Below are 26,530 nucleotides of genomic sequence, written 5' to 3'. Positions count from 1 at the left end.
GTACCATCGAACTGCCAGAAGGCGTAGAGATGGTAATGCCAGGCGACAACATCAAAATGGTTGTTACCCTGATCCACCCAATCGCGATGGACGACGGTCTGCGTTTCGCAATCCGTGAAGGCGGCCGTACCGTTGGCGCTGGTGTTGTTGCAAAAGTTCTGAGCTAATCCTCTGATACTTTAATGCAATAGTGAAAAGGGCATCTTAGGATGCCCTTTTTTATGTTTGAAATTTGCTGTTTGCCAGTGAAAGCGATCGCTTACTGCAGTTGGCATCAGTTTTTGCATTTGATTACCATTCTCTGTCTTCTGCCCGCCGTACTCCTTGTAAAGCCAATCATTCTCATTTACAATTTGCGCAGTTTTTGAGCGGGAGTGATCATGTACGTTTGCTTGTGTAACGGTGTAAGCGATAAGACAATTCGTCAGGCGGTGCGACAACATCACCCGCAGTCTTTTCAGCAACTTAGAAAGTTTATCCCGGTGGGAAATCAGTGCGGGAAGTGCGTTCGACAGGCGCGTGAAATCATGCAAGACGAACTGATGCAGATCCCGGAATTTAAAGAGATCGCTTAAAACACGCTCATTTTTTTGACTTACACCCTGGGACATCTACGCTTCAATAAGTGGAAGCGGAGGATGTCAAAATGAAAGGTGATGTTAAGATAATAAATTATCTCAATAAATTATTGGGAAACGAGCTTGTCGCGATTAACCAGTATTTTCTGCATGCCCGCATGTTCAAAAACTGGGGATTAAAACGTCTGAACGACGTTGAGTACCACGAGTCCATCGATGAAATGAAGCACGCCGATAAGTACATCGAACGTATTCTCTTCCTCGAAGGCATTCCAAATCTGCAGGACCTCGGCAAGCTGGGTATTGGGGAGGATGTCGAAGAAATGCTTCGCTCTGACCTGAGGCTGGAACTGGATGGTGCAAAGGATTTGCGTGAAGCCATCGCCTATGCCGATAAAGTGCATGATTATGTGAGTCGTGACCTGATGATCGAAATTCTGGCCGATGAAGAAGGCCATATCGACTGGCTCGAAACGGAACTGGACCTCATTCAGAAGCTGGGCATTCAGAACTACCTGCAGGCCCAGATACGCGAAGAGTAACCCCGTATGATCAAGACAGAGGGATTTCCCTCTGTCTTCTTTGAAACCTTATCCAAACACCTGCCAGCAAAAATTTCCCCATCCTGAGAGCGCAAGCCAGGGGCCAAAAGGCATTTCAGCGCTTTCACGACACCTAATCAAATAAAGTATTCCGGCATAAGCGATGCCCAGGGACGATGCCAAAGCGACGATGAGAGGCAGATGCTGCCAGTAGCTCCAGACTCCAATTGCCGCCAGCAGTTTGAAATCACCATAACCTAATCCTTCTTTGCCGGTAGCATAACGGAATACTTGAAAGATAACCCACAGGAAGAGGTAGCCGGCTATCGCGCCGAATACGGCATGATGAACATGGTGGGGGTTAACCAGACTATGAAACAACAATCCCAGCCACAGTAAGGGTAGGGTAAGTCTGTCTGGTAGAAGCATGGTTTTGAAATCACTCAAGCTTAGCGCCAGAGCCAGGCAAAAATAGAGCAACGCAGCGACGGGGAGTAGCCAGGCTATCTGTATGTCGGTAAGTATCATCTTTTTATCCCGCTGAGGATTAAGTCCTGGGATGCTACGTGGTTGTGCTGTCTAAACCTATCAACCTTCTAATTTGGCGTGTGATAATGCGAAATGCCTCGAAGATATAGGGAAGGTAAGGCGTGAAACTCACTAAATGCAGGGTGTCGGTGAAATTTCAACCCATATGACTTGCAAGCTGCCTTGAAACCCGTATAATGCGCGGGCTGTCTTAATAGACCGCTGGTTCAATATGAACCCTGATAGCAGTCAGTCGAAGCAATTCAGTTGCTATCAAACAATGTTCCCAATTGGGGGACTATGTATGAACGATTACACTCCTCCATCAATCGTAATGGATGCGAGTAGTAATTTTTTTCGTCTATAAAATAATTGGAGCTCTGGTCTCATGCAGAACCAAAGAATCCGTATCCGCCTTAAAGCGTTTGATCATCGTCTGATCGATCAATCAACTGCGGAAATCGTCGAGACTGCTAAGCGCACTGGTGCGCAAGTCCGTGGTCCGATCCCGCTGCCGACCCGCAAAGAGCGCTTTACCGTTCTGATCTCCCCGCACGTCAACAAAGACGCGCGTGATCAGTACGAGATCCGCACTCACAAGCGTCTGGTTGACATCGTTGAGCCAACTGAGAAAACCGTTGATGCTCTGATGCGTCTGGATCTGGCTGCCGGTGTAGACGTGCAGATCAGCCTGGGTTAATCAGGTCATTGACGATTGAGAGGTTGAAACAATGATTGGTTTAGTCGGTAAAAAAGTGGGTATGACCCGTATCTTCACTGAAGACGGCGTTTCTATCCCAGTAACCGTAATCGAAGTAGAAGCAAACCGTGTTACTCAGGTTAAAGACCTGGCTAACGACGGCTACCGTGCTGTTCAGGTGACCACTGGCGCTAAAAAAGCTAACCGTGTAACCAAGCCGGAAGCTGGTCACTTCGCTAAAGCTGGCGTTGAAGCTGGCCGTGGTCTGTGGGAATTCCGTCTTGCTGAAGGCGAAGAGTTCACCGTAGGTCAGGACATTAGCGTTGAACTGTTTGCTGACGTTAAAAAAGTTGACGTAACCGGTACCTCTAAAGGTAAAGGTTTCGCAGGTACCGTTAAGCGCTGGAACTTCCGTACCCAGGACGCTACCCACGGTAACTCCTTGTCTCACCGCGTTCCGGGTTCTATCGGTCAGAACCAGACTCCGGGCAAAGTGTTCAAAGGCAAGAAAATGGCAGGCCAGCTGGGTAACGAACGTGTCACTGTTCAGAGCCTGGACGTAGTACGTGTTGACGCTGAGCGCAACCTGCTGCTGGTGAAAGGTGCGGTCCCGGGTGCAACCGGTAGCGACCTGATCGTTAAACCAGCTGTGAAGGCGTAAGGGGATAGCAATGGAATTAGTATTGAAAGACGCGCAAAGCGCGCTGACTGTTTCCGAAACTACCTTCGGTCGTGACTTCAACGAAGCGCTGGTACACCAGGTTGTTGTTGCTTATGCAGCAGGCGCCCGTCAGGGTACTCGTGCTCAGAAGACCCGTGCTGAAGTAACTGGTTCCGGCAAAAAGCCGTGGCGCCAGAAAGGTACCGGCCGTGCGCGTTCTGGTTCTATCAAGAGCCCGATCTGGCGTTCCGGTGGCGTAACCTTCGCTGCTCGCCCGCAGGACCACAGTCAAAAAGTTAACAAAAAGATGTACCGCGGAGCGCTGAAAAGCATCCTGTCCGAACTGGTACGTCAGGATCGTCTGATCGTTGTTGAGCAGTTCTCTGTTGAAGCACCGAAAACCAAGCTGCTTGCTCAGAAACTGAAAGATATGGCTCTGGAAGATGTGCTGATCGTGACCGGTGAACTGGATGAGAATCTGTTCCTGGCTGCTCGTAACCTGCATAAGGTTGACGTGCGCGATGTAGCTGCAATCGACCCAGTTAGCCTGATCGCCTTCGACAAAGTCGTTATGACTGCGGAAGCAGTTAAGCAAGTTGAGGAGATGCTGGCATGATCCGTGAAGAACGTCTGCTGAAAGTACTGCGCGCGCCGCACGTATCTGAAAAAGCGTCTACCGCGATGGAAAAAACCAACACCATCGTACTCAAAGTTGCGACTGACGCGACCAAAGCAGAGATCGTTGCTGCTGTACAGAAGCTGTTCGAAGTTGAAGTTAAAGACGTTAACACCTTGGTAGTTAAAGGGAAAACTAAACGTCACGGACAGCGTGTTGGTCGTCGTAGCGACTGGAAAAAAGCTTACGTCACCCTGAAGGAAGGCCAGAATCTGGACTTCGTCGGCGGCGCTGAGTAAGTCGGAGGAGAAAGACAATGGCAGTTGTTAAATGTAAACCGACATCTCCGGGTCGTCGCCACGTAGTTAAAGTGGTTAACCCTGAGCTGCACAAGGGCAAGCCTTTTGCTCCGTTGCTGGAAAAAAACAGCAAATCCGGTGGCCGTAACAACAATGGTCGCATCACTACCCGTCATATCGGTGGTGGTCACAAGCAGGCATACCGTATTGTTGACTTTAAACGCAACAAAGATGGTATCCCGGCAGTTGTTGAACGTCTTGAGTACGATCCGAACCGTTCCGCGAACATCGCGCTGGTTCTGTACAAAGATGGCGAACGCCGTTACATCCTGGCCCCTAAAGGCCTGAAAGCTGGCGACCAGATTCAGTCTGGCGTTGATGCTGCAATCAAAGCGGGTAACACCCTGCCGATGCGCAATATCCCGGTTGGTTCTACCGTTCATAACGTAGAAATGAAACCAGGTAAAGGCGGTCAGCTGGCTCGTTCCGCTGGTACCTACGTGCAGATCGTTGCTCGTGATGGTGCTTACGTTACCCTGCGCCTGCGCTCTGGTGAAATGCGTAAAGTCGAAGCTGACTGCCGCGCGACCCTGGGCGAAGTTGGCAACGCTGAGCATATGCTGCGCGTTCTGGGTAAAGCAGGTGCTGCTCGCTGGCGTGGTGTTCGTCCTACCGTTCGCGGTACCGCGATGAACCCAGTCGATCACCCACATGGTGGTGGTGAAGGTCGTAACTTTGGTAAGCACCCGGTATCTCCGTGGGGCGTTCAGACCAAAGGTAAGAAGACCCGCAGCAACAAGCGTACTGATAAATTTATCGTACGTCGCCGTAGCAAATAATTTTAGAGGATAAGCCATGCCACGTTCTCTCAAGAAAGGTCCTTTTATTGACCTGCACTTGCTGAAGAAGGTAGAGAAAGCGGTGGAAAGCGGTGACAAGAAGCCCCTGCGCACTTGGTCCCGTCGTTCAACGATCTTTCCTAACATGATCGGTTTGACCATCGCTGTCCATAATGGTCGTCAGCACGTTCCAGTCTTTGTTTCCGACGAAATGGTCGGTCACAAACTGGGTGAATTCGCACCGACTCGTACTTATCGCGGCCACGCTGCTGATAAAAAAGCGAAGAAGAAATAAGGTAGGAGGAAGAGATGGAAACTTTAGCTCAACATCGCCATGCTCGTTCTTCTGCTCAGAAGGTTCGCCTTGTTGCTGACCTGATTCGCGGTAAGAAAGTGTCGCAGGCTCTGGATATTCTGACCTACACCAATAAGAAAGCGGCTGTATTGGTTAAGAAAGTACTGGAATCTGCCATTGCTAACGCTGAACACAACGATGGCGCTGACATTGACGATCTGAAAGTCGCGAAAATCTTCGTAGACGAAGGCCCTAGCATGAAGCGCATTATGCCTCGTGCAAAAGGTCGTGCAGATCGCATCCTGAAGCGCACCAGCCACATTACTGTGGTTGTGTCCGATCGCTGAGACTCTGGAGACTAGCAATGGGTCAGAAAGTACATCCTAATGGTATTCGCCTGGGTATTGTAAAACCATGGAACTCAACCTGGTTTGCGAACACCAAAGAATTCGCTGACAACCTGGACAGCGATTTTAAAGTACGTCAGTACCTGACTAAGGAACTGGCTAAGGCGTCTGTATCTCGTATCGTTATCGAGCGTCCTGCTAAGAGCATCCGTGTGACCATTCACACTGCTCGCCCAGGTATCGTTATCGGTAAGAAAGGTGAAGACGTAGAAAAACTGCGCAAGGTCGTAGCGGATATCGCTGGCGTTCCTGCACAGATCAATATCGCCGAAGTTCGTAAACCTGAACTGGACGCAAAATTGGTTGCTGACAGCATCACTTCTCAGCTGGAGCGTCGTGTGATGTTCCGTCGTGCGATGAAGCGTGCTGTACAGAACGCAATGCGTCTGGGCGCTAAAGGTATCAAAGTTGAAGTTAGCGGCCGTCTGGGCGGCGCCGAGATCGCACGTACCGAATGGTACCGTGAAGGTCGCGTGCCGTTGCACACTCTGCGTGCTGACATCGACTACAACACCTCTGAAGCGCACACCACTTATGGTGTAATCGGCGTTAAGGTATGGATCTTCAAAGGTGAGATCCTGGGTGGTATGGCTGCTGTTGAACAACCGGAACCGGCTGCTCAACCTAAAAAGCAGCAGCGTAAAGGCCGTAAGTAAGGAGAGTCGCTGATGTTACAACCAAAGCGTACAAAATTCCGTAAAGTGCACAAAGGCCGCAACCGTGGTCTGGCGCAGGGTACGGATGTTAGCTTCGGCACTTTCGGTCTGAAAGCTGTTGGCCGTGGTCGTCTGACTGCCCGTCAGATCGAAGCAGCACGTCGTGCAATGACCCGTGCAGTTAAGCGTCAGGGTAAGATCTGGATCCGTGTATTCCCGGACAAACCGATTACCGAAAAGCCGCTTGAAGTGCGTATGGGTAAAGGTAAAGGTAACGTGGAGTATTGGGTTGCCTTGATCCAGCCAGGTAAAGTCCTGTATGAAATGGACGGCGTACCTGAAGAGCTGGCCCGTGAAGCCTTCAAGCTGGCAGCAGCAAAACTGCCTATCAAAACCACCTTTGTAACTAAGACGGTGATGTAATGAAAGCAAAAGAGCTGCGTGAAAAGAGCGTCGAAGAGCTGAACACCGAGCTGCTGAACCTGCTGCGTGAGCAGTTCAATCTGCGCATGCAGGCTGCAAGTGGCCAGCTGCAACAGACTCACCTGCTGAAGCAGGTTCGTCGTGATGTTGCACGTGTTAAGACTTTACTGACTCAGAAGGCGGGTGCGTAATGACCGATAAAATCCGTACTCTGCAAGGTCGCGTTGTCAGCGACAAAATGGAGAAATCCATTGTTGTTGCCATCGAACGTGTTGTGAAGCACCCGATCTACGGGAAATTCATCAAGCGTACGACCAAACTGCACGTACATGACGAGAACAACGAATGCGGTATCGGTGACGTGGTTGAAATCCGCGAATGCCGTCCGCTGTCCAAGACTAAGTCCTGGACGCTGGTTCGCGTTGTAGAGAAAGCGGTTCTGTAATACAGTACCCTTTCTCAAACAAATAAACGGCTCAGCGATGAGCCGTTTATTTTTTCTACCCATATCCTGGAACCGGTGTTATAATGCCGCGCCCTCGTTTATGGGGCTTTTTAACGACCTGATTTCCAGGTCCCGAAGTAGTAGTTGACATTAGCGGAGCACTGAAATGATCCAAGAACAGACTATGCTGACCGTGGCCGACAACTCCGGCGCGCGTCGCGTAATGTGTATCAAGGTTCTGGGTGGCTCGCACCGTCGCTACGCAGGCGTCGGCGACATCATCAAAATTACCATCAAGGAAGCAATTCCTCGCGGTAAGGTGAAGAAAGGCGATGTGCTGAAAGCGGTAGTGGTGCGCACCAAGAAGGGTGTTCGTCGCCCGGACGGTTCTGTCATTCGCTTCGATGGCAATGCATGCGTTATTTTAAATAATAACAGTGAGCAGCCAATCGGCACGCGTATTTTTGGGCCGGTAACTCGTGAACTGCGTAATGAGAAGTTCATGAAAATTATCTCTCTGGCACCAGAAGTACTCTAAGGAGCGAATCATGGCAGCGAAAATCCGTCGTGATGACGAAGTTATCGTGTTAACCGGTAAAGATAAAGGTAAACGCGGTAAAGTAAAAAATGTCCTGTCTTCCGGCAAGGTCATTGTTGAAGGTATCAACCTGGTTAAGAAACATCAGAAGCCGGTTCCGGCCCTGAACCAACCAGGTGGCATCGTTGAAAAAGAAGCTGCAATTCAGGTTTCTAACGTTGCTCTCTTCAACGCGGCAACCGGCAAGGCTGACCGTGTAGGCTTTAGATTCGAAGACGGCAAAAAAGTCCGTTTCTTCAAATCTAACAGCGAAACTATCAAGTAATTTGGAGTAGTACGATGGCGAAACTGCATGATTACTACAAAGACGAAGTAGTTAAGAAACTCATGACTGAGTTTAACTACAATTCTGTCATGCAAGTCCCTCGGGTCGAGAAGATCACCCTGAACATGGGTGTTGGTGAAGCGATCGCTGACAAGAAACTGCTGGATAACGCAGCAGCTGATCTGACAGCAATCTCCGGTCAAAAGCCGTTGATCACCAAAGCACGCAAATCTGTTGCAGGCTTCAAAATCCGTCAGGGCTATCCGATCGGCTGTAAAGTAACTCTGCGTGGCGAACGCATGTGGGAGTTCCTTGAGCGTCTGATCACTATTGCTGTACCTCGTATCCGTGACTTCCGTGGCCTGTCCGCTAAGTCTTTCGACGGTCGTGGTAACTACAGCATGGGTGTCCGTGAGCAGATCATCTTCCCAGAAATCGATTACGACAAAGTCGATCGCGTCCGTGGTTTGGATATTACCATTACCACTACTGCGAAATCTGATGATGAAGGCCGTGCTCTGCTGGCTGCCTTTGACTTCCCGTTCCGCAAGTAAGGTAGGGTTACTTCATGGCTAAGCAATCAATGAAAGCACGCGAAGTAAAGCGCGTTGCTTTGGCTGAAAAATTCTTCGCTAAACGCGCAGAACTGAAAGCTATCATTTCTGATGTGAACGCGACCGACGAAGACCGTTGGAACGCTGTTCTCAAGCTGCAAACTCTGCCGCGTGATTCCAGCCCGTCCCGTCAGCGTAAACGCTGCCGCCAGACTGGTCGTCCACATGGTTATGTGGGCAAGTTCGGGTTGAGCCGTATCAAGTTACGTGAAGCCGCCATGCGCGGTGAAGTACCTGGCTTGAAAAAGGCTAGCTGGTAATTGTCACCAATTGAATCACGGGAGTAGAGACAGATGAGCATGCAAGATCCGATCGCGGATATGCTGACCCGTATCCGTAACGGTCAGGCCGCGAACAAAGTTGCGGTCACCATGCCTTCCTCCAAGCTGAAAGTGGCAATCGCCAACGTGCTGAAGGAAGAAGGTTATATTGAAGAATTTAAAATTGAAGGCGACATCAAGCCTGAACTGGAACTGACTCTTAAGTATTTCCAGGGCAAGGCTGTGGTAGAGAGCATTCAGCGAGTCAGCCGCCCAGGCCTGCGCATCTATAAGAAAAAAGATGAGCTGCCTAAAGTTATGGCCGGCATGGGTATTGCTGTCGTTTCTACCTCTAAAGGTGTTATGACTGATCGTGCAGCGCGCCAGGCTGGTCTTGGTGGCGAAATTATCTGCTACGTAGCGTAATTGGAGGAATAAAATGTCTCGTGTTGCTAAAGCACCGGTCGTTGTTCCTGCAGGCGTAGAGGTAAAACTCAACGGTCAGGTTATTTCGATCAAAGGTAAAAACGGCGAGCTGACTCGTACTATCAACGATGCTGTTGAAGTTAAACACGCTGAAAATGCTCTGACTTTCGCTCCGCGCGAAGGCTTTGCAAACGCGTGGGCCCAAGCGGGTACCACTCGTGCGCTGTTGAACGCAATGGTTGTCGGTGTTACCGAAGGCTTCACTAAGAAGCTGCAGCTGGTTGGTGTAGGTTATCGTGCAGCCGTTAAAGGCGACGTGGTGAATTTAGCCCTGGGCTTCTCTCACCCTGTTGAGCATAAGCTGCCTGCGGGTATCACTGCTGAATGTCCGACTCAAACTGAAATCGTGCTGAAAGGCGCTGATAAGCAGATGATCGGTCAGGTTGCAGCTGATCTGCGCGCCTACCGTCGTCCTGAGCCTTACAAAGGCAAGGGTGTTCGTTACGCCGACGAAGTCGTGCGTACCAAAGAGGCTAAGAAGAAGTAAGGTAACACTATGGATAAGAAATCTGCTCGTATCCGTCGTGCGACCCGCGCACGTCACAAGCTCAAAGAGCTGGGTGCAACTCGCCTGGTGGTACATCGTACCCCGCGTCATATTTACGCACAGGTAATTGCTCCAAATGGTTCTGAAGTTCTGGTAGCTGCATCTACTGTAGAAAAAGCTATCACTGAGCAACTGAAGTACACTGGAAACAAAGACGCCGCTGCAGCTGTAGGTAAAGCTGTTGCTGAGCGCGCTCTGGAAAAAGGCATCACCGTTGTTGCTTTTGACCGTGCTGGTTTCCAATATCATGGTCGTGTCCAGGCACTGGCAGATGCTGCCCGTGAAGCTGGCCTTCAGTTCTAAGGTAGAGGTGTAAGATGTCTCACATCGAAAAACAAGCTGGCGAACTGCAGGAAAAGCTGATCGCGGTAAATCGCGTATCTAAAACCGTTAAAGGCGGTCGTATTTTCTCCTTCACTGCTCTGACAGTGGTAGGCGACGGTAACGGTCGTATTGGTTTTGGTTACGGTAAAGCGCGTGAAGTTCCAGCAGCGATCCAGAAAGCGATGGAAAAAGCCCGTCGCAACATGATTAACGTCGCGCTGAACAGCGGCACCCTGCAGCACCCTGTTAAAGGCGTGCACACAGGTTCCCGCGTGTTCATGCAGCCGGCTTCCGAAGGTACCGGTATCATCGCCGGTGGTGCAATGCGCGCCGTCCTGGAAGTCGCTGGTGTTCATAACGTCCTGGCTAAAGCGTATGGTTCCACTAACCCGATTAACGTGGTTCGTGCAACTATCGATGGCCTGGCGAATATGAAATCTCCAGAAATGGTCGCTGCCAAGCGTGGTAAATCCGTTGAAGAAATTCTGGGGTAATTGACCATGGCAAAGACTATTAAAATCACTCAAACCCGCAGTGCAATCGGTCGTCTGCCGAAACACAAGGCAACGCTGCTTGGCCTGGGTCTGCGTCGTATTGGCCACACCGTAGAGCGCGAGGATACTCCTGCTGTACGCGGTATGGTCAACGCGGTTTCCTACATGGTTAAAGTTGAGGAGTAAGAGATGCGTTTAAATACTCTGTCTCCGGCCGAAGGGTCTAAGCACGCTTCCAAGCGTCTGGGTCGTGGTATCGGTTCTGGCCTCGGTAAAACCGGCGGTCGCGGTCACAAAGGTCAGAACTCTCGTTCTGGTGGTGGCGTACGTCGTGGTTTCGAAGGTGGTCAGATGCCGTTGTACCGTCGTCTGCCGAAATTCGGTTTCACCTCTCGCAAAGCAATGATCACGGCAGAAGTTCGTCTGTCCGATCTGGCGAAAGTTGAAGGCGACGTAGTTGACCTGAACACGCTGAAAGCAGCAAACATTATCGGTATTCAGATCGAGTTCGCGAAAGTGATCCTGTCTGGTGAGGTAACTCGTCCGGTAACTGTTAGCGGCCTGCGTGTGACCAAAGGCGCTCGTGCTGCTATCGAAGCTGCTGGCGGTAAAATCGAGGAATAAGTAGCAGATGGCAAAACAACCGGGATTAGATTTTCAAAGTGCTAAAGGCGGCCTCGGCGAGCTGAAACGCAGACTGATGTTTGTTATCGGTGCGCTGATTGTGTTTCGTATTGGCTCTTTTATTCCGATCCCTGGTATTGATGCCGCTGTACTTGCCAAACTGCTTGAGCAACAGCGAGGCACCATCATTGAGATGTTTAACATGTTCTCTGGTGGTGCTCTCAGCCGTGCTTCTATCTTCGCGCTGGGTATCATGCCGTACATTTCGGCATCGATCATCATTCAGCTGCTTACCGTGGTTCATCCCGCGTTGGCAGAGCTGAAGAAAGAAGGGGAATCTGGTCGTCGTAAGATTAGCCAGTACACCCGTTACGGCACCTTGGTGCTGGCAATATTCCAGTCAATCGGTATTGCTACCGGTTTACCGAATATGCCTGGTATGCAGGGCCTGGTGTTAAACCCAGGCTTTGCATTCTATTTCACCGCTGTTGTAAGCCTTGTCACCGGGACAATGTTCCTGATGTGGCTGGGCGAACAGATTACTGAACGTGGTATCGGTAACGGTATCTCAATCATAATCTTCGCGGGTATCGTTGCGGGACTTCCGCCGGCCATTGGCCATACCATCGAGCAAGCAAGGCAAGGCGACCTGCACTTCCTCCTGTTGCTGTTGGTTGCAGTATTAGTATTTGCAGTGACCTTCTTCGTTGTTTTTGTTGAGCGTGGCCAGCGCCGCATTGTGGTCAACTACGCTAAACGTCAACAGGGTCGTCGTGTCTATGCTGCGCAGAGCACACATTTACCGCTGAAAGTGAACATGGCCGGGGTTATCCCTGCGATCTTCGCCTCCAGTATTATTCTGTTCCCGGCGACCATCGCGTCATGGTTCGGGGGCGGTACCGGTTGGAACTGGCTGACAACAATTTCGCTGTATTTGCAGCCTGGGCAACCGCTTTATGTGTTACTCTATGCGTCTGCAATCATCTTCTTCTGTTTCTTCTACACGGCGTTGGTCTTCAACCCGCGTGAAACAGCAGATAACCTGAAGAAGTCCGGTGCATTTGTACCAGGAATTCGTCCGGGAGAACAAACGGCGAAGTACATCGATAAAGTAATGACCCGCCTGACTCTGGTTGGTGCGTTGTACATTACCTTTATCTGCCTAATCCCGGAGTTCATGCGCGATGCAATGAAAGTGCCGTTCTACTTCGGTGGGACCTCACTGCTGATCGTTGTTGTCGTTATCATGGACTTTATGGCTCAAGTGCAAACTCTGATGATGTCAAGTCAGTACGAGTCTGCATTGAAGAAAGCGAACCTGAAAGGCTACGGCCGTTAATCGTCGCTTGAGAAGTTACGGAGAGTAAAAATGAAAGTTCGTGCTTCCGTCAAGAAATTATGTCGTAACTGCAAAATCGTTAAGCGTGACGGTGTTATTCGCGTGATTTGCAGCGTAGAGCCGAAGCATAAACAGCGTCAAGGCTGATTATCTCGCATATTTTTCTTGCAAAGTTGGGTTGAGCTGGCTAGATTAGCCAGCCAATCTTTTGTATGTCTATGCGTTTCCATTTGAGTATCCTGAAAACGGGCTTTTCGGCATGGGACGCATAATCTAAATAGTAGGAGTGCATAGTGGCCCGTATAGCAGGCATTAACATTCCTGATCAAAAACACGCCGTGATCGCGTTAACCTCGATCTACGGTGTCGGCAAGACTCGCTCCAAGGCCATTTGCGCTGCGGCGGGTATCGCTGAAGATGTTAAGATCAGTGAGCTGTCTGAAGAACAAATCGACACGCTGCGTGACGAAGTTGCCAAATTTGTCGTTGAAGGTGATCTGCGCCGTGAAGTGAGCATGAGCATCAAGCGTCTGATGGACCTTGGTTGCTATCGCGGTTTGCGTCATCGTCGTGGTCTGCCAGTGCGCGGTCAGCGTACTAAGACCAACGCACGTACCCGTAAGGGTCCGCGCAAACCGATCAAGAAATAATCGGGGTGATTGAATAATGGCAAAGGCACCAATTCGTGCACGTAAACGTGTAAGAAAAACAGTCTCTGACGGCGTGGCTCATGTCCATGCTTCTTTCAACAACACCATCGTTACTATTACCGATCGTCAGGGTAATGCGTTGGGTTGGGCAACTGCCGGTGGTTCCGGTTTCCGTGGTTCTCGCAAATCCACTCCGTTTGCAGCTCAGGTTGCAGCAGAGCGTTGCGCAGAAGCCGTGAAAGAATACGGTATCAAGAACCTGGAAGTTATGGTTAAGGGTCCTGGCCCAGGCCGCGAATCAACTATTCGTGCTCTGAACGCCGCTGGTTTCCGCATCACTAATATTACTGATGTGACTCCAATCCCTCATAACGGTTGTCGTCCGCCGAAAAAACGTCGCGTATAACGCGTCCGTTTTCTAGGATTGTTGGAGAAAGAAAATGGCAAGATATTTGGGTCCTAAGCTCAAGCTGAGCCGTCGTGAGGGCACCGACTTATTCCTTAAGTCTGGCGTTCGCGCGATCGATACCAAGTGTAAAATTGAACAAGCTCCTGGCCAGCACGGTGCGCGTAAACCGCGTCTGTCTGACTATGGTGTGCAGTTGCGTGAAAAGCAGAAAGTTCGCCGTATCTACGGTGTGCTGGAGCGTCAGTTCCGTAACTATTATAAAGAAGCAGCTCGTCTGAAAGGCAACACCGGTGAAAACCTGTTGGCTCTGCTGGAAGGCCGTCTGGACAACGTTGTTTACCGTATGGGCTTCGGCGCTACTCGTGCAGAAGCACGTCAGCTGGTTAGCCATAAAGCTATCATGGTAAATGGTCGCGTTGTTAACATCGCTTCTTATCAGGTAACTCCGAATGACGTAGTCAGCATCCGTGAGAAAGCCAAAAAGCAATCTCGCGTTAAGGCCGCTCTGGAGCTGGCTGAGCAGCGTGAAAAGCCAACCTGGCTGGAAGTTGATGCTGCCAAGATGGAAGGTGTGTTCAAGCGTAAGCCTGAGCGTACCGATCTGTCTGCGGACATTAACGAACACCTGATCGTCGAGCTTTACTCCAAGTAAAGCTTAGTACCAAAGAGAGGACACAATGCAGGGTTCTGTGACAGAGTTTCTAAAACCACGCCTGGTAGATATCGAGCAAGTGAGTTCGACGCACGCCAAGGTGACCCTTGAGCCGTTAGAGCGTGGCTTTGGCCATACTCTTGGTAACGCACTGCGCCGTATTCTGCTTTCATCGATGCCGGGTTGCGCGGTGACTGAGGTTGAGATTGATGGTGTACTGCACGAGTACAGCACCAAAGAAGGCGTTCAGGAAGATATCCTGGAAATCCTGCTCAACCTGAAAGGGCTGGCGGTAAGAGTTCAAGGTAAAGATGAAGTTATCCTTACCCTGAATAAATCTGGCATTGGCCCTGTGACCGCAGCCGATATCACCCATGATGGTGATGTCGAAATCGTCAAGCCGCAGCATGTGATCTGCCACCTGACCGATGAGAACGCTGCTATTAGCATGCGTATCAAAGTTCAGCGCGGTCGCGGTTATGTGCCGGCTTCTACCCGAATTCATTCGGAAGAAGATGAGCGCCCAATCGGCCGTCTGCTGGTCGACGCCTGCTACAGCCCTGTAGAGCGTATTGCCTACAATGTTGAAGCTGCGCGTGTAGAACAGCGTACCGACCTGGACAAGCTGGTCATCGAAATGGAAACCAACGGCACAATCGATCCTGAAGAGGCGATTCGTCGTGCGGCGACCATTCTGGCAGAACAACTTGAAGCTTTCGTTGACCTACGTGATGTACGTCAGCCGGAAGTTAAAGAAGAGAAACCAGAATTCGATCCGATCTTGCTGCGCCCTGTTGACGATCTGGAATTGACTGTCCGCTCTGCTAACTGCCTCAAGGCAGAAGCTATCCACTATATCGGTGATCTGGTACAGCGTACCGAGGTTGAGCTGCTCAAAACGCCTAACCTGGGTAAAAAATCTCTTACTGAGATTAAAGACGTGCTGGCTTCTCGTGGTTTGTCTCTGGGCATGCGCCTGGAAAACTGGCCACCAGCAAGCATTGCTGACGAGTAACCGGATCACAGGTTAAGGTTTTACTGAGAAGGATAAGGTCATGCGCCATCGTAAGAGTGGTCGTCAACTGAACCGCAACAGCAGCCATCGCCAGGCTATGTTCCGCAACATGGCAGGTTCACTGGTTCGTCATGAGATCATCAAGACGACCCTGCCTAAAGCGAAAGAGCTGCGTCGCGTAGTTGAGCCGCTGATTACTCTTGCCAAGACTGACAGCGTTGCTAATCGTCGTCTGGCATTCGCCCGCACTCGTGATAACGAGATCGTGGCAAAACTGTTTAATGAACTGGGTCCGCGTTTCGCGAGCCGTGCAGGTGGTTACACTCGTATTCTGAAGTGTGGCTTCCGTGCTGGTGACAATGCTCCGATGGCTTACATCGAGCTGGTTGATCGCGCCGAGTCTCAAACAGAAGCTGCTGCAGAGTAATCTGTAGTAACGTAGAAAAACCGGGCTTGCCCGGTTTTTTTATATCCAGAATATCCCCTTCTCTCTTTTCCCCGTATTCTTGTATTACTCCCGATAATTTTGAGGTCGCTATGTGGTTGCTTGATCAATGGGCAGAACGGCATATTCTTGATGCGCAGCGAAACGGAGAGTTCGAGGGGCTAGTCGGCAGCGGTGAACCTATATTGCTCGACGATGATAGTCATGTTCCTCCCGAGCTCCGTGCCGCATACCGTCTGCTAAAAAATGCAGGTTGCTTGCCGGCAGAGATGCAGCAGCGGAAGGATGCCATTGAGCTGGTTGATCTGCTAAAAACGGTGCATATTCAGAGCGAGGAATATCAGGCGATCGGTAAAAAGCTCGCACTGCTTGAGCTTAAGCTCCGACAGGCGGGTATAAACACCGACTTCTTACGTGGTGAGTATGCCGTAAAATTGATGCAGCATATCGATGAGGAAAGGTGATGTTTCGTATAGGTGAACTGGCAAAACTGGCGGATGTGACTCCAGATACTATTCGTTACTACGAAAAGCAAAACATGATGGATCACGAAGTGCGAACTGAGGGGGGGTTTCGCCTGTATAGCGACAGTGATCTTCAGCGTCTTAAATTCATCCGTTACGCTAAGCAACTTGGTTTCACGCTTGAGGCCATCCGGGAGCTTTTATCGATTCGTATCGATCCTGAGCATCATACTTGCCAGGAATCGAAAGGGATTGTTCAGAGCCGGTTGAGTGAGGTTGAGTCTAAAATCAAAGAATTGCAGAATATGCGGCGCTCGCTGCAGCGTCTGAATGATGCTTGTTGTGGCAGCGCACACAGTAGCGTTTATTGTTCTATCCTTGAAGCGCTGGAACAGGGAGCAAGCAGTAAAAAATAGCCGCTTGATCTTTTAGAGGCTCAGGCATAGACTCGCGGCGATCGTTTAACCCATCTGGAGTAACTATGAGCACCAAATATCGCCATCAAAAAGGGCAAATTAAAGATAACGCCATTGAAGCGCTATTACATGACCCACTGTTCAGGCAAAGAGTTGAGAAGAATAAGAAAGGGAAAGGCAGTTATCAGAGAAATGAGAAACACGGTAAGAGAGGTAACTGGGAGGCCAGTGGCAAACAAGCAATTCGCTTTTTTACCACTGGCTTTCTGCTTTTAATAACCAGTATTAATTCCGTTGGTTCTGCTCTTTCAGCAGGTCACGAATCTCGCTCAGCAGAACTTCCTCTTTAGACGGTGCCGGAGGTGCGGCAGGCTCTTCCGCTTTCTTACGATTCAGTTTATTGATCACTTTGATGGCCATGAAGATGGCAAACGCGACAATCACGAAGTCAAAAATATTCTGAATAAATACGCCGTAGTGCATAACTACCGCAGGAACATCACCCTGGGCATCACGCAATGTTAAAGCAAACTGTTTAAAATCAACCCCACCAATCAGCAAACCCAGTGGTGGCATAATAATATCCGCTACCAGGGAGGAAACAATCTTCCCGAATGCTGCGCCAATAATCACACCTACTGCCAAATCAACAACGTTCCCGCGCATCGCGAATTCGCGAAACTCTTTTAAAATACTCATTTATCTCTCCTTGTGCCGGCTGACAGTAATAATTCTAACAAAGGTTATCTTAATTTCCATTGCTACAAGAAATAAGAATTTTTTGTTAATTCCATAATTTTAAAATGGTTTTTGTATGAAGAAACAGAGCAGAAAATATTTCTGCTCTGTTGAGTTTAGAGGAAGAATGGGCTTGGTTGGAACAGACGTTCGACATCGCTGACAAATTTCTTATCAGTTAAGAACATAATGACGTGATCGCCCTGTTCTATACGAAGGTTGTCGTTGGCAATCATCACATCATTGCCACGTACAACTGCACCAATGATCGTGCCAGGCGGCAGTTTAATCTCATCGATGACTCGACCCACAACGCGAGAGGTGCTTTCATCTCCATGAGCTACGGCCTCAATGGCTTCTGCAACGCCACGGCGAAGAGATGAAACGCCAACAATATCGGCTTTACGCACATGTCCGAGTAGAGCAGAAATGGTTGCCTGCTGAGGTGAAATCGCAATATCAATCACGCTCCCCTGCACTAAATCGACATAGGCATTACGCTGTATGAGGACCATGACTTTTTTGGCTCCCATTCGCTTAGCCAGCATGGCCGACATGATGTTAGCTTCATCATCGTTGGTGACCGCAATAAAGAGATCAACCTGATCGATATGTTCCTCTGCTAACAGTTCCTGATCTGAGGCGTCACCATAAAATACGATGGTGTTTTGCAGCATTTCTGCAAGTTCAGAAGCTCGTTGCTGATCGCGCTCGATCAGTTTTACGCTGTAATCTTTCTCGAGACGATGTGCTAAACCTGCGCCAATATTACCGCCGCCCACCAGCATGATGCGCTTGTAAGGTTTTTCTAGGCGCTGAAGCTCGCTCATTACCGCTCGGATATTTTGCGAAGCGGCTATAAAGAAGACCTCATCACCGGCTTCAACAATGGTTGAACCCTGCGGGCGAATAGGGCGGTCATGACGGAAAATGGCTGCGACACGAGTATCAATGTGCGGCATATGTTCGCGCATGGTGGAAAGGGCATTACCCACCAGCGGACCGCCATAGTAGGCTTTTACTACTGCCAGGCTAACTTTCCCTTCGGCAAAATTCACGACCTGAAGTGCCCCGGGGTACTCAATCAGGCGGTAAATATTGTCGATGACCAACTGCTCAGGAGCAATCAGGTGATCAATGGGAACGGCTTCTGCATTGAACAGTTTTTCTGCATCGCGAACATAATCGGGGGCTCGAATGCGGGCAATTCTATTAGGCGTATTAAACAGAGAATAAGCGACCTGACATGCGATCATGTTCGTTTCGTCAGAGCTGGTGACCGCGACCAGCATGTCTGCGTCATCGGCCCCTGCTTCACGAAGTACGCGGGGATGAGAGCCGTGGCCCTGGACTACGCGGAGGTCAAACTTATCCTGCAGGCTACGCAGGCGGGCCTGGTTAGTATCGACGACGGTAATATCGTTGTTTTCACCGACCAGATTTTCTGCCAGAGTGCCGCCGACCTGGCCTGCACCCAGAATGATTATTTTCATCGTTTATCGCTTCACGAGTGATGAAACTTATGACTCACCCTGTAGGGAGTCAGCTCTTAATTAGCTTAGCGTAATAGAAGCCGTCACCGTCGTCTGCTGCAGGCAGGTTTTGAATGCCCGGAGCCTTATTGTCACCGGTTTCTACCAGTTTGGCATCGGCATGACGCGCCAGAAACGCGCTCACCTGATCCTTATTCTCGTCGGGGAGAATAGAACAAGTGGCATAGACAAGCGTCCCGCCGGTTTTAAGGTGAGGCCAGATAGCATCCAGAATCTCTTTCTGCAAAGCAACGAGTTCTGCGATATCCCTGTCGCGACGCAGCCATTTGATATCTGGATGGCGACGAATAACGCCGGTTGCTGAGCATGGCGCATCAAGCAAAATACGGTCAAACTTAGTTTCGCCACACCACTGAGCAGGGAAACGGCCGTCTCCCTGTTTTACTTCTGCTTTCATGCCAAGGCGTTCAAGATTTTCATGCACGCGTTTCAGGCGCTGGGTGTCAACGTCGACGGCCATAACTTTTGCATTCGGGGCCGCTTCCAGAATATGCGTTGTCTTACCGCCCGGTGCGGCACAAAGATCCAGAATAGTTTCGCCGTTTTGCGGATCTAAAAGATCGACGCTGCCCTGAGCTGAAGCATCCTGCACTGTCACCCAGCCTTGCTCAAAACCAGGTAATGCCTGAACGGGGGCGGGTGAATCAAGGCGAACAGCATCCTGGTATTTGGGATGTATATGACCTTCCAGACCAGCCTCAGCCAGCAAAGCCATCCATGCTTCACGTGCATGGTGCTGGCGATTTACGCGCAGCCACATTGGAGGGCGCTGGTTATTAGCATCGACAATGGATTCCCAGCAGTCCGGGTAAGCTTTTTTCAAACGCTGCAGCAGCCAGGCCGGGTGCAGAAAACGGCTTTCATGCTTAGCCGCTTCTGCCATCAGGTTTTCTTGCTGGCGCTGGAACTGACGTAGTACGCCATTGATTAAGCCCTTAAAAGCCTGGCGCTTAATCGCGATGGCACCTTCAACGGTTTCAGCCAGCGCAGCATGCGCAGGAATACGGGTATACAGAAGCTGATAGATGCCGACCATAATTAAGTAATGGATTGTGCGCTGCTTTCCGGTCATCGGGCGTGACATGAGTTTGCCAACCAACCAGTCCAGCTGCGGAAGGGTACGCAGCACGCCGAAGCACAGCTCCTGCAGCAGGGCTCTGTCTTTATCAGACACTTTCTGCTGTACCCCAGGCAGTACATTACTTAATGATTGTCCTTGCTCGACAACTTGTTCAATTGTTTGGGCAGCCAGGCTGCGAAGATTCAGTGTTTTTTTCATTATCGTGCTCTGGTTTTTCCAGCGCTATAAACAAAAATGCCCAGGTTACCCTGGGCGTATAAATGCGGCTTTATCAGGAGAGGACTGTACCAGGTTCAAACCATTCACGGCGTGAGTTCAGCAGGTCCTGTGCTTTCATGGCTTTTTTACCTGCAGGCTGCAGTTCTTCAAGATTCAGAATGCCCTCGGCGGTCGCAACCTGGATACCTTGTTTACTGGTGGCAAGAATGGTGCCCGGTGCTGAATTTGTCTGGGTGCTGATCGCCGACGCGCGCCAGACTTTTAGCGGCTGCCCGTCGATTTCCAGCCAGCTCATTGGCCATGGGTTAAAAGCACGGATACAGCGTTCCAGTTGAACGGCAGAAAGGTTCCAGTTGATGCGGGCTTCTTCTTTGCTGAGTTTCTCAGCATAGGTCACCAGCGCTTCATCTTGAACCTCCGGCGTAGCGGTACCGTTGGTTAGCTGTTCCAGCGTGTCCAGAAGGCCTTTAGGACCCAGCCCCGCTAGCTTATCGTAGAGGGTTCCGCTGGTGTCTTCTGCCTCAATCGGACAAGAGAGTTTATACAGCATGTCGCCGGTATCTAGACCGATATCCATTTGCATAATGGTGACGCCAGTTTCAGCATCCCCGGCCCACAAAGAACGTTGGATCGGTGCAGCACCACGCCAGCGCGGCAGAAGTGAACCATGAACATTTACGCAGCCCAGGCGAGGCATATCAAGTACCGGCTGAGGCAAAATCAGGCCATATGCAACCACCACCATAACATCGGCGTTGAGGTCGGCAATCAACTGCTGATTTTCCGCTTTACGCAGAGTAGCCGGCTGAAAGACAGGAATGCCTTTCTCTTCTGCCAGCACTTTTACCGGGCCTGGCATGAGTTTTTTACCGCGGCCTGCCGGACGATCTGGTTGGGTAAATACACCAACGACCTGGTGCTGAGAAGACAACAGCGCGTCAAGGTGACGCGCTGCGAAGTCTGGGGTTCCGGCAAAAATAATACGCAGAGAATCTGACACGTTGTTTGTTGTCCTTAAGCTTTCGCTTTCAAACGGTCGAGTTTTTCAACTTTCTGGCGAATACGTTGCTGTTTCAACGGCGACAGATAATCGATAAACAGTTTACCGACCAGATGATCCATTTCGTGCTGGATACAAATCGCCAGCAGGCCATCTGCTTCCAGTTCAAAGGCTTTACCGTCACGATCGAGCGCGCGAATTTTTACTTTTTCCGCACGAGGTACCAGTGCACGCTGTTCAGGGATAGACAGACAACCTTCTTCAATACCGGTCTCACCGCTTTTTTCCAGCAGTTCCGGGTTAATCAGCACCAGCTGTTCGTCACGGTTCTCGGATACATCAATCACGATAATACGTTGGTGAATATCTACCTGCGTAGCCGCCAGGCCAATGCCTTCTTCGGCGTACATAGTATCGAACATATCATCAACGATACGCTGAATGTCCGCATTCACTTCTTCAACCGGTTTAGCGACTTTGCGAAGGCGCTCGTCGGGAATATGTAATACTTGCAAAACTGCCATAAATTTCCAGAGCTGTGTTCAGTAGTAGAAAGGATTATTCCCTCTATTCTAGACATTTCCCCGGCTGATTGACAGCATCAGTGACCAATCGCAAGGATTGCTTTGATGGCCTGTGGCAGGGGGATTAAGTGCAGATAATGGAGATTTGGCTACGTCTTATGGCTGTTAAGGGGCTGAGTGGGGATAAGTTCCTAAAAATAGCCGACTTCCTGGAACGATGCCCAATGGTAGAAAGGGAGAGTCTGCTCTCGGCGGGATTAAATGCCCGAGAATGTGCATTATTTACTGCATTTAATGAGCGTCAGCTTGAAGCTAGTCTTCTCTGGCTCGATAAGCCAAATCACCATCTGCTGACGGCGGAAAACGCCCTTTATCCTGAGCAGCTCAGAGCCATAAATGATTATCCTGCCGCTCTGTTTGTTGCCGGTGAACCTTCACTACTCAGCCAGAACCAGATTGCAGTTGTCGGTAGTCGCAACCTGTCAGATTACGGCGAGCGCTTTTGCCGGCAGTTCTGCGAAGCGCTTGCACAGTCTGGACTGGTGATAACCAGCGGGTTGGCATTGGGCATTGATGGGGTGGCACATCGTGCGGCACTGAGAGTCAAGGGTAAAACCATTGCTGTGCTGGGTAATGGATTAGGCAGCGTTCATCCTAAGCGTCATTTGATGCTAGCCCGGCAAATTCTCGAGCAAGAAGGGGCTGTGCTATCCGAATTTCCCCTTTCCTGTACGCCCTGGCCCTCGAACTTTCCGTGGCGTAATCGTGTCATCAGTGGGCTGAGTAGAGCCGTTTTTGTCGTAGAAGCCGGTGAACGAAGTGGATCCCTGGTGACTGCCCGCTATGCCGTTGAACAGGGGAGAGAGGTATTTGCTCTGCCCGGTACGGTAGGAAGTCCTGGGAGCGATGGCCCACACTGGCTTATTCAGCAAGGGGCTAATCTAGTACGAAGTCCGCAGGATATCCTCGATTATCTCGCCTCTGAACTCCATTGGCTTCCCGCTTCGCACAATGTGTCAATATATTCGCCAAATCAACAGGACGGCACATTGCCATTTCCCCATCTGTTGGCTAACGTAGGAGATGAGGTTACACCTGTTGACGTCGTCGCTGAACGTGCCGGCCAACCTGTGCCAGAGACGGTAGCTCAGTTACTCGAACTGGAGTTAGCAGGATGGATCGCAGCTGTACCCGGCGGCTATGTCCGATTGAGGAGGGCATGCCATGTTCGACGTACTAATGTACTTATTTGAAACCTACATCCACAGCGAAGCAGAAATGCGCGTTGATCAGGATAAGCTGACGAGCGATCTCACCGACGCTGGTTTTGATCGTGAGGACATTTTTAACGCATTAGTGTGGCTTGAAAAGCTGGCCGACTATCAGGATGGTTTGACCGAACCGATGCAGCTTGCTGCCGATCCTCTCTCTATGCGTATTTTTACCGCAGAAGAGAGCCAGCGGCTCGATGCAGACTGTCGGGGCTTTTTACTGTTCCTTGAACAGATTCAGGTGTTAAATCTCGAAACCCGCGAAATGGTGATTGAGCGCGTGCTGGCGCTGGACACAGCAGAATTCGAACTGGAAGATCTGAAGTGGGTTGTATTGATGGTGCTGTTCAATATTCCGGGGTGTGAAAACGCCTACCAGCAAATGGAAGAATTACTCTTCGAGGCAAATGAAGGTATGCTGCACTAAATTGAGTTGCAGCATGAGATGTTATGGCCAAGTCAGCACTGTTTTCGGTGCCAAAAAATGAACCCTGCCCCCAATGCGGGGCAGAGTTAGCAATACGTTCCGGTAAACACGGCCCATTTTTGGGCTGTTCCCATTACCCGGAATGCGATTATGTTCGCCCTCTAAAGAGCCAGGCCGATGGGCATATTGTTAAAGTACTTGATGGCCAGCAATGCCCGGTTTGTCAGTCAACGCTCGTGCTACGTCAGGGGCGGTTTGGCATGTTTATCGGCTGCAGCAATTACCCTGAATGCGAACACACGGAAATCATTGATAAACCCGATGAGACGGCAATAGCGTGCCCCCAATGCCAAAAAGGGCAACTGGTTCAGCGTCGTTCTCGCTACGGGAAAACGTTCTGGTCCTGTAACAGCTACCCGGACTGTCAGTTTGTCATTAATGTTAAACCGGTAGCGGGTATCTGCTCTGAATGTCAGTATCCGCTGCTTATTGAAAAGAAAACGGCTCAGGGCGTGAAACGTTTCTGCGCCAATAAACAATGTGGAAAGCCGGTAACGACGGAACAAGCCAGTGAATAATAACCTGCCTGAAGGCCAGCTCGCGCAGATCGTAGCGGCCCTGAAAGAAGAACAAGTCATCGCCTACCCAACCGAAGCCGTCTTTGGCGTTGGTTGCGATCCCGATAGTGAACTCGCAGTTACTCGCCTGCTTGAGCTGAAACAGCGTCCGGTAGAGAAGGGACTTATCCTTATCGCCGCCAATTTTGAGCAGCTGAAACCTTATATTGATGCCGCTGCGCTTAATGAAGCACAGCTTTCGGTGGTGTTTGCAAACTGGCCTGGCCCGGTGACGTTTGTTTTCCCGGCTTTGCCTTCCACCCCAAAGTGGCTGACCGGGCGTTTTGATTCTTTGGCGGTGCGTGTGACCAATCATCCGCTTGTGAAAGAGCTATGTCTTGCCTACGGTAAGCCTCTGGTGTCTACCAGTGCGAACCTTACGGGCTTGCCTCCGTGTCGCAGTTCGGAAGAAGTTCAGCAGCAGTTTGGCCAAAGTTTCCCTGTACTTATGGGGGATACCGGTGGGCGGCTTAATCCTTCAGAAATACGCGATGCCTTAACCGGCGAACTCTTCCGTCAGGGGTAATTATGGAAACTTTCGCCGTCTTTGGTAACCCTATTCAGCACAGCAAATCTCCTCTTATTCATCGCCTTTTCGCAGAACAATTGGGAATTGAACATCCTTATGGACGCGTGCTTGCTCCGTTAGACTCTTTTGTTGAAACACTTGATGCCTTTTTTAAAGAGGGAAAGGGCGCCAACGTCACCGTACCTTTTAAAGAACAGGCTTTTGCCCGTGCTGACGAATTAACAGAACGCGCTGCGCTTGCCGGGGCGGTCAATACGCTCAAGCGTCTGGCAGATGGACGCTTGCTTGGAGACAATACGGACGGCATCGGCTTGTTGAGCGATCTTGAACGTTTGAAACTGATCAAACCCGGCGATCGTATTCTGCTGGTGGGGGCCGGCGGCGCAGCGCGTGGTGTACTGTTGCCCTTGTTATCATTAGATTGTGCAGTCACGATAACCAACCGAACATTTGCCAAAGCGGAAGAACTCGCTGATTTGTTTAGCCATACAGGCAGCGTTAACGCCGTGGCAATGGAGCAGCTTGAGGGGAATGAATTCGATCTGCTGATCAACGCCACGTCCAGTGGGATTGGCGGTGAGATCCCTGCGCTGCCGGTTTCTCTCCTTTCCCACCGCGTTAGCTGCTACGACATGTTTTACCAGAAAGGGCTGACGCCATTCTTGAACTGGGCCACGAGTCACGGTGTAGTGTCTTACGCGGATGGTCTTGGCATGCTGGTAGGGCAGGCTGCACACGCTTTTATGCTTTGGCACGGCGTCATGCCAGATGTCGCGCCAGTTATTGAGGCGTTGAAAAGAGAAATGGCGGCGTGAACCAGGCCATTCAGTTCCCGGATCGTGAAGTCTGGGATGAAGAGCGGCAGGCTATCCGTTTTCCTGCGCTGGTGCAGGGGTTCCAGGTTGAGTGCGCGATAAGCGCATCGGCCATTGCCAGCCGCTTCGGCGGCAATGGCGCCGAAGAGTGGCTTTCGTTGTTTCGGGCGCATCGTTGGGATCTTGAAGAAGAAGCCGAAGACCTGATCGAAAGCGAGCAGGAAGGCGATCAAGGATTGTACTGGCTATCCTGAGCCAGATACTCATCTTTCCAGCGAACATAATTGTTAGCGGAGTAGGTTAATCCGGCCAGCTCCGCTTCAGTCAGGCGGCGAATCTGTTTCACCGGGCTGCCTAAATAGAGAAAGCCGCTTTCCAGGTGCTTGTTCTGGGGGACAAGGCTACCGGCACCAATCATCACATCATCTTCTACTACTACTCCATCCAATAGGATCGACCCCATTCCAACCAAGACGCGATTGCCGATCGTGCAGCCGTGCAGCATTACCTTATGGCCCACCGTCACATCTTCACCAACGATCAGCGGGTTCCCTTCAGGTTTGTAAGAGGACTTATGGGTAACATGAAGCACGCTGCCATCCTGGATGTTGGTGCGTGCTCCAATTGTCACGGTGTTTACGTCCCCTCGAATAGCAACTAACGGCCAGATACTGACATCATCCGCCAGTTTTACATCACCAATTACCACGCTGGTGGGATCAACCATGACTCGTTCATCGAGTTGAGGGAAAGTTTTTTGAAAAGCACGCAGTACCGCAGACATAAACACCTCAGGGAAATTCATTACAGAAATAGACTGTGGCCGCTTTCTTGAGCAATGGCAAGGGAGTAAAGGGCGGTAAAGAGGACAGATCGAACAGGATCTCAGCGAAAAGAGTGAAAACTAAACATTTAGAAAAAAAGATCGAAAAAGTGCTTGTGCTAAAAAGTGGGATCCCTATAATGCGCCTCCATCGAGACGGCACAGTGAATCACTTCACAAATTAGCCGGTTCGATAAAGAGAAAAAATCCTGAAAATCGGGGTTGACTCTGAAAGAGGAAAGCGTAATATACGCCACCTCGAGTTAGCAAGCGAAAGCGCCTAACTCACTGCTCTTTAACAATTTATCAGACAATCTGTGTGGGCACTCGCAGGATTGATAT

At 50.4% G+C, this 26,530-nt stretch carries 47 protein-coding genes; 40 read left to right on the top strand and 7 right to left on the bottom strand.

Annotation, left to right across the window (positions count from 1 at the left end):
• The 3 genes from ACR6JA_RS19810 to bfr form a co-directional block, all read left to right on the top strand.
• Positions 1-167: EF-Tu C-terminal domain-related protein (locus ACR6JA_RS19810; protein ID WP_072134342.1), on the top strand; the 167-nt coding region annotated here is incomplete at its 5' end.
• Positions 168-380: 213 nt separating this feature from the next.
• Positions 381-575, top strand: coding sequence for a bacterioferritin-associated ferredoxin (gene bfd / locus ACR6JA_RS19805; RefSeq protein WP_008457135.1), 195 nt, complete (start codon positions 381-383; stop codon positions 573-575).
• 71 nt (positions 576-646) lie between these two features.
• Positions 647-1,120, top strand: coding sequence for a bacterioferritin (bfr, locus tag ACR6JA_RS19800; RefSeq protein WP_008457137.1), 474 nt, complete (start codon positions 647-649; stop codon positions 1,118-1,120).
• A gap of 48 nt (positions 1,121-1,168) precedes the next feature.
• Here bfr and ACR6JA_RS19795 read toward each other — a convergent pair whose 3' ends face one another.
• The gene (locus ACR6JA_RS19795) at positions 1,169-1,648 is read right to left on the bottom strand and encodes a prepilin peptidase (protein ID WP_494494414.1); all 480 of its coding nucleotides are present in this window, start codon (positions 1,646-1,648) and stop codon (positions 1,169-1,171) included.
• Between the two features lie 388 nt (positions 1,649-2,036).
• On the opposite strand from ACR6JA_RS19795, the gene rpsJ reads away from it, so the two are divergent.
• The 31 genes from rpsJ (at position 2,037) to ACR6JA_RS19640 (ending at position 16,941) form a co-directional block, all read left to right on the top strand.
• On the top strand, positions 2,037-2,348 hold the full coding sequence (gene rpsJ, locus ACR6JA_RS19790; RefSeq protein WP_001181005.1) for a 30S ribosomal protein S10: 312 nt from the start codon (positions 2,037-2,039) through the stop codon (positions 2,346-2,348).
• Positions 2,349-2,379: 31 nt separating this feature from the next.
• Positions 2,380-3,009 (top strand): 50S ribosomal protein L3, encoded by a 630-nt coding sequence (rplC, locus tag ACR6JA_RS19785; protein WP_006178923.1) that lies wholly within the window; start codon positions 2,380-2,382, stop codon positions 3,007-3,009.
• A gap of 10 nt (positions 3,010-3,019) precedes the next feature.
• A complete protein-coding gene (gene rplD, locus ACR6JA_RS19780) occupies positions 3,020-3,625 on the top strand; it encodes a 50S ribosomal protein L4 (RefSeq protein WP_008457145.1) in 606 nt (201 codons plus the stop codon).
• The gene (rplW, locus tag ACR6JA_RS19775) at positions 3,622-3,924 is read left to right on the top strand and encodes a 50S ribosomal protein L23 (RefSeq protein ID WP_008457148.1); all 303 of its coding nucleotides are present in this window, start codon (positions 3,622-3,624) and stop codon (positions 3,922-3,924) included. The genes rplD and rplW overlap by 4 nt, the downstream gene beginning before the upstream one ends.
• A gap of 17 nt (positions 3,925-3,941) precedes the next feature.
• Entirely contained in the window at positions 3,942-4,763 is an 822-nt protein-coding gene (gene rplB, locus ACR6JA_RS19770) for a 50S ribosomal protein L2 (RefSeq protein ID WP_008457150.1), read from the top strand.
• Between the two features lie 16 nt (positions 4,764-4,779).
• A complete protein-coding gene (gene rpsS, locus ACR6JA_RS19765) occupies positions 4,780-5,058 on the top strand; it encodes a 30S ribosomal protein S19 (protein ID WP_001138115.1) in 279 nt (92 codons plus the stop codon).
• A gap of 14 nt (positions 5,059-5,072) precedes the next feature.
• Positions 5,073-5,405, top strand: coding sequence for a 50S ribosomal protein L22 (rplV, locus tag ACR6JA_RS19760; RefSeq protein WP_002919773.1), 333 nt, complete (start codon positions 5,073-5,075; stop codon positions 5,403-5,405).
• Between the two features lie 17 nt (positions 5,406-5,422).
• Positions 5,423-6,121: a 30S ribosomal protein S3 gene (gene rpsC / locus ACR6JA_RS19755; protein ID WP_006817277.1), complete on the top strand. Its 699-nt coding sequence runs from the start codon at positions 5,423-5,425 to the stop codon at positions 6,119-6,121.
• A 12-nt stretch (positions 6,122-6,133) separates the two neighbouring features.
• Positions 6,134-6,544 (top strand): 50S ribosomal protein L16, encoded by a 411-nt coding sequence (gene rplP / locus ACR6JA_RS19750; protein WP_002438716.1) that lies wholly within the window; start codon positions 6,134-6,136, stop codon positions 6,542-6,544.
• Positions 6,544-6,735, top strand: a complete 192-nt coding sequence (gene rpmC / locus ACR6JA_RS19745) for a 50S ribosomal protein L29 (RefSeq protein ID WP_008457158.1) — start codon at positions 6,544-6,546, stop codon at positions 6,733-6,735. Before rplP ends, rpmC begins: the two co-directional genes overlap by 1 nt.
• Complete coding sequence (gene rpsQ, locus ACR6JA_RS19740; RefSeq protein ID WP_008457160.1) at positions 6,735-6,989, top strand: 30S ribosomal protein S17; 255 nt, start codon at positions 6,735-6,737, stop codon at positions 6,987-6,989. Before rpmC ends, rpsQ begins: the two co-directional genes overlap by 1 nt.
• Before the next feature lie 166 nt (positions 6,990-7,155).
• On the top strand, positions 7,156-7,527 hold the full coding sequence (gene rplN / locus ACR6JA_RS19735; RefSeq protein ID WP_008457164.1) for a 50S ribosomal protein L14: 372 nt from the start codon (positions 7,156-7,158) through the stop codon (positions 7,525-7,527).
• A 10-nt stretch (positions 7,528-7,537) separates the two neighbouring features.
• Positions 7,538-7,852 carry a 50S ribosomal protein L24 gene (rplX, locus tag ACR6JA_RS19730; protein WP_007724317.1) on the top strand — a complete coding sequence of 105 codons (315 nt, stop codon included), beginning with the start codon at positions 7,538-7,540 and terminating at the stop codon, positions 7,850-7,852.
• A 14-nt stretch (positions 7,853-7,866) separates the two neighbouring features.
• The gene (gene rplE, locus ACR6JA_RS19725) at positions 7,867-8,406 is read left to right on the top strand and encodes a 50S ribosomal protein L5 (protein ID WP_008457169.1); all 540 of its coding nucleotides are present in this window, start codon (positions 7,867-7,869) and stop codon (positions 8,404-8,406) included.
• Between the two features lie 14 nt (positions 8,407-8,420).
• Positions 8,421-8,726: a 30S ribosomal protein S14 gene (gene rpsN / locus ACR6JA_RS19720; protein ID WP_008457171.1), complete on the top strand. Its 306-nt coding sequence runs from the start codon at positions 8,421-8,423 to the stop codon at positions 8,724-8,726.
• A 33-nt stretch (positions 8,727-8,759) separates the two neighbouring features.
• Positions 8,760-9,152: a 30S ribosomal protein S8 gene (gene rpsH, locus ACR6JA_RS19715; protein ID WP_008457173.1), complete on the top strand. Its 393-nt coding sequence runs from the start codon at positions 8,760-8,762 to the stop codon at positions 9,150-9,152.
• 13 nt (positions 9,153-9,165) lie between these two features.
• On the top strand, positions 9,166-9,699 hold the full coding sequence (gene rplF, locus ACR6JA_RS19710; protein ID WP_008457175.1) for a 50S ribosomal protein L6: 534 nt from the start codon (positions 9,166-9,168) through the stop codon (positions 9,697-9,699).
• Positions 9,700-9,708: 9 nt separating this feature from the next.
• Positions 9,709-10,062 (top strand): 50S ribosomal protein L18, encoded by a 354-nt coding sequence (rplR, locus tag ACR6JA_RS19705; protein WP_008457177.1) that lies wholly within the window; start codon positions 9,709-9,711, stop codon positions 10,060-10,062.
• A gap of 14 nt (positions 10,063-10,076) precedes the next feature.
• The gene (rpsE, locus tag ACR6JA_RS19700; RefSeq protein WP_008457179.1) at positions 10,077-10,577 is read left to right on the top strand and encodes a 30S ribosomal protein S5; all 501 of its coding nucleotides are present in this window, start codon (positions 10,077-10,079) and stop codon (positions 10,575-10,577) included.
• Between the two features lie 6 nt (positions 10,578-10,583).
• On the top strand, positions 10,584-10,763 hold the full coding sequence (rpmD, locus tag ACR6JA_RS19695) for a 50S ribosomal protein L30 (RefSeq protein ID WP_004846568.1): 180 nt from the start codon (positions 10,584-10,586) through the stop codon (positions 10,761-10,763).
• A gap of 3 nt (positions 10,764-10,766) precedes the next feature.
• A complete protein-coding gene (gene rplO / locus ACR6JA_RS19690; protein WP_008457184.1) occupies positions 10,767-11,201 on the top strand; it encodes a 50S ribosomal protein L15 in 435 nt (144 codons plus the stop codon).
• A 7-nt stretch (positions 11,202-11,208) separates the two neighbouring features.
• Positions 11,209-12,540 carry a preprotein translocase subunit SecY gene (secY, locus tag ACR6JA_RS19685; protein WP_008457186.1) on the top strand — a complete coding sequence of 444 codons (1,332 nt, stop codon included), beginning with the start codon at positions 11,209-11,211 and terminating at the stop codon, positions 12,538-12,540.
• Positions 12,541-12,570: 30 nt separating this feature from the next.
• Positions 12,571-12,687: a 50S ribosomal protein L36 gene (rpmJ, locus tag ACR6JA_RS19680; protein WP_008457187.1), complete on the top strand. Its 117-nt coding sequence runs from the start codon at positions 12,571-12,573 to the stop codon at positions 12,685-12,687.
• Between the two features lie 146 nt (positions 12,688-12,833).
• Positions 12,834-13,190 (top strand): 30S ribosomal protein S13, encoded by a 357-nt coding sequence (gene rpsM, locus ACR6JA_RS19675; protein ID WP_008457189.1) that lies wholly within the window; start codon positions 12,834-12,836, stop codon positions 13,188-13,190.
• Between the two features lie 16 nt (positions 13,191-13,206).
• Positions 13,207-13,596 carry a 30S ribosomal protein S11 gene (gene rpsK, locus ACR6JA_RS19670; protein ID WP_008457192.1) on the top strand — a complete coding sequence of 130 codons (390 nt, stop codon included), beginning with the start codon at positions 13,207-13,209 and terminating at the stop codon, positions 13,594-13,596.
• 34 nt (positions 13,597-13,630) lie between these two features.
• Complete coding sequence (gene rpsD, locus ACR6JA_RS19665) at positions 13,631-14,251, top strand: 30S ribosomal protein S4 (RefSeq protein ID WP_008457194.1); 621 nt, start codon at positions 13,631-13,633, stop codon at positions 14,249-14,251.
• A gap of 25 nt (positions 14,252-14,276) precedes the next feature.
• Positions 14,277-15,266: a DNA-directed RNA polymerase subunit alpha gene (locus ACR6JA_RS19660; protein WP_008457196.1), complete on the top strand. Its 990-nt coding sequence runs from the start codon at positions 14,277-14,279 to the stop codon at positions 15,264-15,266.
• A gap of 40 nt (positions 15,267-15,306) precedes the next feature.
• Entirely contained in the window at positions 15,307-15,693 is a 387-nt protein-coding gene (gene rplQ / locus ACR6JA_RS19655; protein ID WP_008457198.1) for a 50S ribosomal protein L17, read from the top strand.
• A 110-nt stretch (positions 15,694-15,803) separates the two neighbouring features.
• Positions 15,804-16,175 carry a DnaJ family domain-containing protein gene (locus ACR6JA_RS19650; RefSeq protein ID WP_213717025.1) on the top strand — a complete coding sequence of 124 codons (372 nt, stop codon included), beginning with the start codon at positions 15,804-15,806 and terminating at the stop codon, positions 16,173-16,175.
• Positions 16,175-16,591, top strand: a complete 417-nt coding sequence (gene zntR / locus ACR6JA_RS19645; protein WP_008457203.1) for a Zn(2+)-responsive transcriptional regulator — start codon at positions 16,175-16,177, stop codon at positions 16,589-16,591. The genes ACR6JA_RS19650 and zntR overlap by 1 nt, the downstream gene beginning before the upstream one ends.
• A 65-nt stretch (positions 16,592-16,656) precedes the next feature.
• Positions 16,657-16,941, top strand: coding sequence for an alternative ribosome-rescue factor A (locus tag ACR6JA_RS19640; protein WP_166879791.1), 285 nt, complete (start codon positions 16,657-16,659; stop codon positions 16,939-16,941).
• Here ACR6JA_RS19640 and mscL read toward each other — a convergent pair.
• The 5 genes from mscL to def form a co-directional block, all read right to left on the bottom strand.
• Positions 16,877-17,290 (bottom strand): large-conductance mechanosensitive channel protein MscL, encoded by a 414-nt coding sequence (gene mscL, locus ACR6JA_RS19635; RefSeq protein ID WP_008457207.1) that lies wholly within the window; start codon positions 17,288-17,290, stop codon positions 16,877-16,879. The two genes, ACR6JA_RS19640 and mscL, sit on opposite strands and share 65 nt — an antisense overlap.
• Positions 17,291-17,445: 155 nt before the next feature.
• Positions 17,446-18,822, bottom strand: coding sequence for a Trk system potassium transporter TrkA (gene trkA / locus ACR6JA_RS19630; RefSeq protein WP_008457209.1), 1,377 nt, complete (start codon positions 18,820-18,822; stop codon positions 17,446-17,448).
• A gap of 49 nt (positions 18,823-18,871) precedes the next feature.
• Positions 18,872-20,161 carry a 16S rRNA (cytosine(967)-C(5))-methyltransferase RsmB gene (gene rsmB / locus ACR6JA_RS19625; RefSeq protein ID WP_213717027.1) on the bottom strand — a complete coding sequence of 430 codons (1,290 nt, stop codon included), beginning with the start codon at positions 20,159-20,161 and terminating at the stop codon, positions 18,872-18,874.
• A gap of 73 nt (positions 20,162-20,234) precedes the next feature.
• Complete coding sequence (gene fmt / locus ACR6JA_RS19620; RefSeq protein WP_494494416.1) at positions 20,235-21,182, bottom strand: methionyl-tRNA formyltransferase; 948 nt, start codon at positions 21,180-21,182, stop codon at positions 20,235-20,237.
• 14 nt (positions 21,183-21,196) lie between these two features.
• Positions 21,197-21,706, bottom strand: a complete 510-nt coding sequence (gene def / locus ACR6JA_RS19615; protein ID WP_039288271.1) for a peptide deformylase — start codon at positions 21,704-21,706, stop codon at positions 21,197-21,199.
• 137 nt (positions 21,707-21,843) lie between these two features.
• Here def and dprA point away from each other — a divergent pair, with 137 nt between their 5' ends.
• From dprA to ACR6JA_RS19585, 6 genes are read left to right on the top strand one after another with little or no spacing between them, the layout of a single operon-like run.
• On the top strand, positions 21,844-22,959 hold the full coding sequence (gene dprA, locus ACR6JA_RS19610; RefSeq protein ID WP_494494417.1) for a DNA-protecting protein DprA: 1,116 nt from the start codon (positions 21,844-21,846) through the stop codon (positions 22,957-22,959).
• Positions 22,931-23,404 (top strand): DUF494 family protein Smg, encoded by a 474-nt coding sequence (gene smg / locus ACR6JA_RS19605; protein WP_008457217.1) that lies wholly within the window; start codon positions 22,931-22,933, stop codon positions 23,402-23,404. Before dprA ends, smg begins: the two co-directional genes overlap by 29 nt.
• 23 nt (positions 23,405-23,427) lie before the next feature.
• Entirely contained in the window at positions 23,428-23,982 is a 555-nt protein-coding gene (locus ACR6JA_RS19600; RefSeq protein ID WP_008457218.1) for a DNA topoisomerase family protein, read from the top strand.
• Positions 23,975-24,547: an L-threonylcarbamoyladenylate synthase type 1 TsaC gene (gene tsaC, locus ACR6JA_RS19595; protein ID WP_166879808.1), complete on the top strand. Its 573-nt coding sequence runs from the start codon at positions 23,975-23,977 to the stop codon at positions 24,545-24,547. The genes ACR6JA_RS19600 and tsaC overlap by 8 nt, the downstream gene beginning before the upstream one ends.
• A gap of 2 nt (positions 24,548-24,549) precedes the next feature.
• Positions 24,550-25,365, top strand: coding sequence for a shikimate dehydrogenase (gene aroE, locus ACR6JA_RS19590; protein ID WP_494494418.1), 816 nt, complete (start codon positions 24,550-24,552; stop codon positions 25,363-25,365).
• Positions 25,362-25,619 carry a DUF1488 family protein gene (locus ACR6JA_RS19585; protein ID WP_213717040.1) on the top strand — a complete coding sequence of 86 codons (258 nt, stop codon included), beginning with the start codon at positions 25,362-25,364 and terminating at the stop codon, positions 25,617-25,619. The genes aroE and ACR6JA_RS19585 overlap by 4 nt, the downstream gene beginning before the upstream one ends.
• On the opposite strand, the gene ACR6JA_RS19580 is transcribed toward ACR6JA_RS19585, so the two are convergent.
• Positions 25,595-26,149: a gamma carbonic anhydrase family protein gene (locus tag ACR6JA_RS19580; protein ID WP_213717042.1), complete on the bottom strand. Its 555-nt coding sequence runs from the start codon at positions 26,147-26,149 to the stop codon at positions 25,595-25,597. The two genes, ACR6JA_RS19585 and ACR6JA_RS19580, sit on opposite strands and share 25 nt — an antisense overlap.
• Between the last annotated feature and the right edge of the window lie 381 nt (positions 26,150-26,530).

The organism is Cedecea sp. B1(4) (assembly GCF_059414925.1).
Note: the sequence above shows the minus strand (reverse complement) of the source record. Positions and strands in the feature narration are given on the sequence as shown.